At 69.3% G+C, this 7449-nt stretch carries 4 protein-coding genes and 1 pseudogene; 1 reads left to right on the top strand and 4 read right to left on the bottom strand.

Going from position 1 to position 7449, the window contains the following annotated elements:
* The 3 genes from BST40_RS26735 to BST40_RS26725 form a co-directional block, all read right to left on the bottom strand.
* Positions 1-624 (bottom strand): PE family protein (locus BST40_RS26735; protein WP_142276822.1); only part of this gene is annotated, 624 nt, incomplete at its 3' end.
* Between the two features lie 99 nt (positions 625-723).
* Positions 724-1887 carry a trehalose-phosphatase gene (gene otsB, locus BST40_RS26730; protein WP_083156315.1) on the bottom strand — a complete coding sequence of 388 codons (1164 nt, stop codon included), beginning with the start codon at positions 1885-1887 and terminating at the stop codon, positions 724-726.
* A 41-nt stretch (positions 1888-1928) separates the two neighbouring features.
* Positions 1929-3278 carry a wax ester/triacylglycerol synthase domain-containing protein gene (locus BST40_RS26725; protein WP_083156312.1) on the bottom strand — a complete coding sequence of 450 codons (1350 nt, stop codon included), beginning with the start codon at positions 3276-3278 and terminating at the stop codon, positions 1929-1931.
* A 175-nt stretch (positions 3279-3453) separates the two neighbouring features.
* On the opposite strand from BST40_RS26725, the gene BST40_RS26720 reads away from it, so the two are divergent.
* On the top strand, positions 3454-6756 hold the full coding sequence (locus BST40_RS26720) for an error-prone DNA polymerase (protein ID WP_083156309.1): 3303 nt from the start codon (positions 3454-3456) through the stop codon (positions 6754-6756).
* A 73-nt stretch (positions 6757-6829) separates the two neighbouring features.
* Here the strand turns inward: BST40_RS26720 and BST40_RS26715 are convergent.
* Positions 6830-7449 (bottom strand): annotated as a pseudogene (locus tag BST40_RS26715) (PE family protein); the annotation flags it as partial.

The following is a 7449-nucleotide window of genomic DNA, read 5'->3' as shown; positions in this document are numbered from 1 at the left end:
GCCGGCCCCACCGCTACCGCCCGTGACGGTGGCCGCACCGCCGTTGCCGCCGGCCCCGCCGCTGCCATACAGCCACCCGCCGTTTCCGCCGACCCCGCCGGCGGCGCCAGCCCCACCGTTGCCGCCGGCCCCGCCGTTGCCGATCAACCCGGCAGACCCGCCGTCACCACCGGGTGCGCCGGCGGTGGTGGCGGGAAAGCCGTTACCGCCGTTGCCGTACAACAGCCCACCGGCCCCGCCGTTGGGGCTGGTCGCGGTGCCATCGGCGCCGTTTCCGATCAGTGGGCGCCCCAGCAGGAACTGAGTGGGCCCATTGATGGCGTCCAGCAGGGTCTGCTCGACATTGGCGGCCTCGGCGCTGGTGTACTGGCTGCCACCAAAGGCCAGTGCCCGCGCAAAGCGCTCGTGAAACGCGCTCGCCTGCAAATAGGCCTCCCGGTAGGCGAGGGCGTGCCGGCCGAAGAGCGCCGCGATCGCCGTCGATATCTCGTCGGCGGCGGCCGCTTGCAGCTGTACCGTCGGGGCCGATGCCGCGACGGTCGCGGCTTCGATCGACGACCTGATTCCGGCCAAGTCTGTTGCCGCTGTGGCGATGATCTCCGGCGTTGCGAACACATACGACATGGCGTCCTCCGATCGACGGTGTGAGCCTAACGCCGACGCCCCTGGCAGGTGGTGGTTTCTGTGGCTCGGCCGGAATTGCCGGATGCCAAGTGCTGCCGGCTAATTCACGTGAGCGTCAGTAAGTTGACGGGCCAACCGCGCGGTGAACTCGGCGACCCGCGCCGGACTGTCCAGTGCGAACAGCGCCGCCGTGGCCCGGTCGCCATCTTCGGTGTGCCGCACCACGATCGGCACCCCGTCGGGCCGGACGGCGTCGAACGCGTCCTCGTCGGTGATGTCGTCACCCAGGTAGATCGGCACCAGGGGAGCCGGCAGGGGAGCATCGCCTGAACGCAGGTGGTCGATCACCCAGCGCAGCGTTTTTCCCTTGTCCCAGTCGATGTTCGGGCGCAACTCGATCACCTCGCGGCCGGTCGTCACCCGCAGCGCATCGCGTTGGCCGGCGCTGCGCACCGCCGCGGCGACGTCGCCGACGCGGTCGCGTGCCGCGTTGCGGTAGTGCACGGCTACGCCGAACCGCTTGTGCTCCGCCACAACACCGGGAATGGACCCGAGTCGCTCGCGTAGCCGTGCGGCCGCCTGCTCCAGCACCGGTATGGCCGCAGCCGCTGCCTCGTTCTGGTGGTGTGTTCCGTCGGGTGCGGTCAGCTCGAAACCATGGCTGCCGGCATACCAGATCCCGGGAACGCCCAGCCGTGCTGTCACGTCGGCGAGATCACGGCCGCTGAGCACCGCGACGGGGCACTGCGCGGCCAGCTGAATGAGCGCCTCGGCCGCACCGGCGACGGGGCGGGCCGCGTCGGGATCGTTGACGATGTCGGACAGGGTGCCGTCGAAGTCGTAGAACACCGCGGGCCGGTGGGCGGTGAGGCCAGGTGCCTGCAGTGCGTCCGGAAGTTCGGACATCCGGCGGTCGCCGGTGCGCACCCGCACATCCGCCAGTTCGGTGACGACGGCGTCGGCGCCGCAGCGACGCAGCGCGTCCCCGTGTCCGTTCCAGTCGACGCCGATCACCAGCGCGAACCCGCTCTCGCGCGCCGCCGTGGCGCCGGCAGGGTCGACGGCGACGACGACGCACCTGCCCGGTCGCACCGTCAGCCGATCGGCCGCGTCGCGCAGGGCGTCTCGGCAATCACCGCTGGACGAAAACACCCCGGTACCGACCCGGGCTTCGCGTAGCTGCCCGATCAGCGGCTCGGCGGACTCAGCTGACGAGTCGAAGAGGACCGCATCGTGGCGGCGCGGGTCGATGGTGACCGACATCATCCCACCTTCTCACGGTGGTCAATGCCGACGGATCGGGCTCAGCGGCGCACCGGGGACGCGGCCGTGCGGCCGCGCGCACCGCCGGTCCGGGCGCCGGTCACACGCCTGCGGCGGTCCCTGGAGAACAGCAGAACGGAGTCTTGGCTGAGTGCCACCAGACGCGCCATCCCCAGCTCGATACCGGCGGCAAGTCGCGCCATGTCGGGCTCGGCGGCGTAGTCGGCGGTGATGCCGAATACCAGCTCGTCGCCGTAGCTCAGCACCGCGACCCCGGTGCTCAACTCCTGGGCGGTCGGTGGGATCGGCAGCAGCCGGTCCAACGTTTGACTCATCAGCCGTAGCCGGTGGCGCGGCCCGGTCATGTCGGTTGCCAGGGTCACCACACTGCGCGGCGAGAGCCGGGTCAACGCTTGGATCGCCTTGGTACACAGTGAAAAAGGCGGGTATTGCGAAAGTCCTGCGGGGTTGTCCCGGCCGCTCTGCCGGCCCAGGTGCAATTGGGTGTGTACCGTGCGCAGTCGCTTGATCAGGTCTTCCTGCTCGACGGGCAGATACGGCAGTTGGATGGCGATCTGGCGGTCGGTCTTGTCGAGAACCCGCAATGACGCCGGACGCGGTTGGTTGCCGCGGTTCAGCAGTAGGGTCCGAACGCCCTCACTGATGGCCGTAAGCGCGACGTCGTCGGCGGTGACCCCGAACTTGCGGCACACCCTGTCGACGTCGGCGAGCGGAACTCGCACCGTGTGATAACGCCGCATGGTGATCAGCGGTCCGGTCAACGACGTGCGCGGCACCGGCCAGGTCACAGTGCGGGCGGCCGCCTGGAACAGGGTTGTGGTGACGGCGGCGGCAGTTCGCCACAGCGCATCGGCCCGGCTGCGCGCGCCGGTGTGCGGAGCCGGAAGCGGTGTCACGGCACCGCGATTGGCGAAGGTGTCGTCGTCGGCATCGTCGCAGAGGCCGGTGAGGAGCTGCGCGGCCGAGATGCCGTCCGCCATGCATGGATGGATTTTGAGCAGGATCGCCCAGCGATTGTCGTTGAGGCCCTCGATGATCCAGCATTCCCACAGCGGGCGGTCCACGTCGAGGGGCCGGGTCAGGGCGTGAGCAATCGCCCGGAACAATTCGGCGTCGTCGCCCGGGCTGGGCAGCGCCATCCGTTGCATGTGCTGGGCCGGATCGAATTGCGGATGTTCGACCCACTCGGCCCGGAGCACCTGCGCGTATCGTGGCATTGATCGAAGCCGCTGGGCCAGAACGTCTTTGAGTAGATCGAAGTCAGGCACGACGCCGTTGACGACCGCCACCGCACCGGTCGCCAGGCTCGGGTGCCACTGCGAATCCCCGGCCTTGAGCCAGCCGGTGTCTAATGTGGTCAGTTGTGCCATGCCGGGTTCCCCACCGCCTTTTGTGAATCCGTCCAGTATCCGTCGTGAGCGCCCGGCTGCGATAGGCCTGCCAGGTTAAGAACGCGTTTTGCGAGTTAACGAAGGGTTTACGGCGGCGAACGGGCGGCGGCGGGATGGCATCGACAATCGAACAAATGTTCGATACACTTCTCGCATGGGCTGGGGCAACGGGCCGTCGAGCTGGGCGGAAATGGAGCGGGTGCTGGACGGCAAGCCGCGCCATGCCGGTGCGCCGGTTGCGGCCGAGCCGGCCGATGATGCCGGCTTGGAGGGCCCCTGGTCGCGTCAGCGCGGGACGTACCGGCCGCCAGAGAATGCTCGGGTCCGTTCGCCGGTCGCGTATGCCGAGCTGCATGCGCATTCGGCGTACAGCTTCCTCGACGGGGCCAGTACGCCCGAGGAACTGGTCGAAGAAGCCGCCCGGCTAGATCTGCGCGCACTGGCGCTCGCCGACCACAACGGCCTGTACGGGGCGGTTCGCTTCGCCGAAGCGGCTGCCGAACTCGATATGCGTACCGTGTTCGGCGCCGAGCTGTCGCTGGGATCGGAGGCCCGCACCGAGCAGCCGGACCCGCCCGGCCCGCACCTGCTGGTCCTGGCCCGCGGCCCCGAGGGTTACCGGCGGCTGTCCCGGCAACTGGCCGCAGCCCATCTGGCCGGCGGTGAGAAAGGCAAGCCGCGCTTCGACTTCGACGCGTTGACCGAGGCCGCCGGCGGCCACTGGCACATCCTGACGGGATGTCGGAAAGGCCATGTGCACCAAGCACTCTCCGAAGGCGGCCCGGACGCGGCGCAGCGGGCGCTGACCGATTTGGTGGATCGGTTCGGTGCGCATCGGGTCAGCGTCGAGTTGACCCACCATGGTCACCCGCTCGACGACGAACGCAACGCGACGCTGGCCGGGCTGGCGCCACGCTTCGGCGTCGGCGTCGTCGCTACCACCGGAGCGCATTTCGCCCACCCGTCACGCAGCCGGCTGGCCATGGCGATGGGCGCGATCCGCGCCCGGCAGTCCCTGGATTCCGCCGCCGGGTGGCTGGCGCCGCTGGGTGGCTCGCATCTGCGGTCCGGCGAGGAGATGGCTCGGCTATTCGCTTGGCGCCCCGAGGCGGTGACCGCCGCCGCCGAGCTGGGCGAGCAGTGCGCGTTCGAGTTGGCGCTCATCGCGCCGGCGCTGCCGCCGTTCGACGTACCCGACGGGCACACCGAGGACAGCTGGCTACGGCAGTTGGTCATGGTGGGCGCCCGTCACCGCTACGGACCACCCGACGGTGCGCCGCGCGCGTACGCCCAAATCGAGCATGAGCTGAAAGTCGTCGCCCGGCTGAGATTTCCGGGCTACTTCCTGGTGGTGCACGACATCACCCAGTTTTGTCGGAACAACAACATTCTGTGTCAGGGCAGGGGATCGGCGGCCAACTCCGCGGTCTGTTATGCCCTCGGCGTCACGGCCGTCGACCCGGTGGCCAACGAGTTGTTGTTCGAGCGCTTCTTATCACCGGCCCGCGACGGCCCACCCGACATCGACATCGACATCGAGTCGGATCAGCGGGAAAAGGTCATCCAGTACGTCTACGACAAATACGGCCGTGACTACGCCGCCCAGGTCGCCAATGTCATCACCTACCGGGGACGCAGTGCGGTGCGCGATATGGCCCGCGCGCTGGGCTTCTCGCAGGGCCAGCAGGATGCGTGGAGCAAGCAGATCAGTCATTGGAACGGGCAGGCCGCTGAGGTGGACGGCATCCCCGAGCAGGTGATCGACCTGGCCACCCAGATCCGGAATCTGCCGCGGCATATGGGCATTCATTCCGGCGGCATGGTGATCTGCGATCGTCCGATCGCCGACGTGTGCCCGGTGGAGTGGGCGCGCATGGAAAACCGCAGCGTCCTGCAATGGGACAAAGATGACTGTGCGGCAATCGGTTTGGTGAAGTTCGACCTGCTCGGGCTGGGCATGCTCTCGGCACTGCACTACGCCATAGACCTGGTGGCCGAACACAAGGGCCTCGAGGTGGACCTGGCCAAGCTCGATCTTGCCGAACCGGCGGTGTACGAAATGCTGGCCCGCGCCGATTCCGTCGGCGTGTTCCAGGTGGAGTCGCGTGCACAGATGGCCACTTTGCCCAGGCTGCGACCACGGGAGTTCTACGACCTGGTGGTCGAGGTCGCACTGATCCGTCCCGGACCCATCCAGGGAGGGTCGGTGCACCCCTACATCCGGCGGCGCAACGGCGTCGACCCGGTCGTCTACGAACATCCGTCGATGGCGCCGGCATTGCGGAAGACGCTGGGAGTACCGCTTTTTCAGGAACAGTTGATGCAGCTTGCGGTCGACTGCGCCGGCTTTTCCGCCGCCGAGGCCGACCAGCTGCGTCGTGCCATGGGGTCCAAGCGCTCCACCGAACGCATGCAGCGGCTGCGCGGGCGGTTCTACGACGGCATGCGTGCGCTGCACGGCGCCCCCGACGAGGTGATCGACCGGATCTACGAAAAGCTGGAAGCGTTCGCCAATTTCGGCTTCCCGGAAAGCCATGCGCTGAGCTTCGCGTCGCTGGTGTTCTACTCATCGTGGTTCAAGCTGCACCACCCGGCGGCGTTCTGCGCGGCGCTGCTGCGCGCCCAGCCGATGGGTTTCTATTCACCCCAGTCGCTGGTGGCCGACGCGCGCCGGCACGGTGTGGTGGTACACGGTCCCGACGTCAATGCCAGCCTGGCGTACGCGACTCTGGAAAACGCGGGTATGGAGGTCCGGCTGGGACTGGGCGCCGTCCGCTACATCGGCGACGACCTCGCCGAGAAGCTGGTCGACGAGCGTAAAGTCAACGGCCCGTTCGCCTCGCTGCTGGACCTGACATCCCGGGTGCAACTTTCCGTGCCGCAGACCGAAGCGCTCGCGACGGCCGGGGCGCTGGGCTGCTTCGGGATGTCGCGGCGGGAGGCGCTGTGGGCCGCCGGCGCCGCCGCCACCCAACGGCCGGACCGGCTGCCCGGGGTGGGTGCCCACGGTGCTGATGGGTCGCACATCCCGGCGTTGCCGGGAATGAGCGAGCTGGAGCTGGCCGCCGCCGACGTGTGGGCCACCGGAATCTCCCCGGACAGCTATCCCACCCAGTTCCTGCGGGCCGACCTGGACGCGATGGGGGTGCGCCCCGCCGACACGCTGGGATCGGTGCCCGACGGCGACCGGGTGCTGATCGCCGGTGCGGTGACCCATCGGCAGCGGCCTGGGACGGCCCAAGGGGTGACCTTCATCAACCTCGAAGACGAGACCGGGATGGTCAACGTGCTCTGCACACCGGGGGTGTGGGCACGGCACCGCAAGCTGGCGAATACGGCGCCGGCGCTGCTGATCCGCGGCCAGCTCCAAAACGCCAGCGGCGCAATCACCGTCGTGGCCGAGCGGCTGGGCCGCATCAGCCTGGCGGTGGGCTCGAGGTCCCGCGACTTCCGCTGAACCTCGGCGCCGACAGTGAAATCGGCGATGTGCCACACCCGCCGAGAGCCTGACACCCAGGAACGGCTGGTGACTAGGCCGGGTTGCCGTCGCTGCCGTGAGCGCCGTTGAAGGTATCGCCGCCGAGGCCGGCTTTGCCGGGGGCGCCGTTGGTGCTGTCAGCGTTACCGGTGCCGATGCCGCCTGCTTTTCCGCTGCCGGGGGTGCCATGGATGCCGCCGGCGCCGCCGGTGCCGCCGCCACCGCCATTGCCGGAGTTGCCCTGCTGGCCGGCCAGCAACCCGCCACGTCCGCCGGCGCCGGCATGCCCCCCGTCACCGCCGTCGCCGCCGGTTCCGCCATGGCCAGCGTCACCACCAGAGCCACCGTTACCGCCGTGGGCGTCGAAGGGGGTGAACGACGTGCTCTTGGCGTTGCCGCCGAGGGCGCCGTCCCCGCCGATGCCACCGTCGCCGCCGGCACCGCCCAAGCCTCCAGTGCCACCGTTGCCGCCGTTGCCGCCGTTGCCGAGCAGCCAGCCGCCGGCGCCGCCATCACCGCCGGATCCCGCGGCGCCACCGTGCCCGCCGGTTCCGCCGGTTCCGCCGCTGCCGCCGGTGCCGCCGCCGCCCCCGTACGCCTGGGTGCCTAGAGCGCTGTTACCACCTTGATTGGCGGGGCTGCCGCCGGCGCCACCCATACCGCCGGTGGCGC

Origin of the sequence: Mycobacterium persicum (genome assembly GCF_002086675.1) — a bacterium.
Lineage (GTDB): Bacteria > Actinomycetota > Actinomycetes > Mycobacteriales > Mycobacteriaceae > Mycobacterium > Mycobacterium persicum.
This window is presented reverse-complemented; position numbering and strand designations above follow the sequence as displayed.

Excerpts from the sequence above, each read along its gene's own strand:
- BST40_RS26725 (WP_083156312.1), bottom strand. The coding sequence starts at position 3,278 with ATGGCACAACTGACCACATTAGACACCGGCTGGCTCAAGGCCGGGGAT.
- otsB (WP_083156315.1), bottom strand. The coding sequence starts at position 1,887 with ATGTCGGTCACCATCGACCCGCGCCGCCACGATGCGGTCCTCTTCGAC.
- BST40_RS26720 (WP_083156309.1), top strand. The coding sequence starts at position 3,454 with ATGGGCTGGGGCAACGGGCCGTCGAGCTGGGCGGAAATGGAGCGGGTG.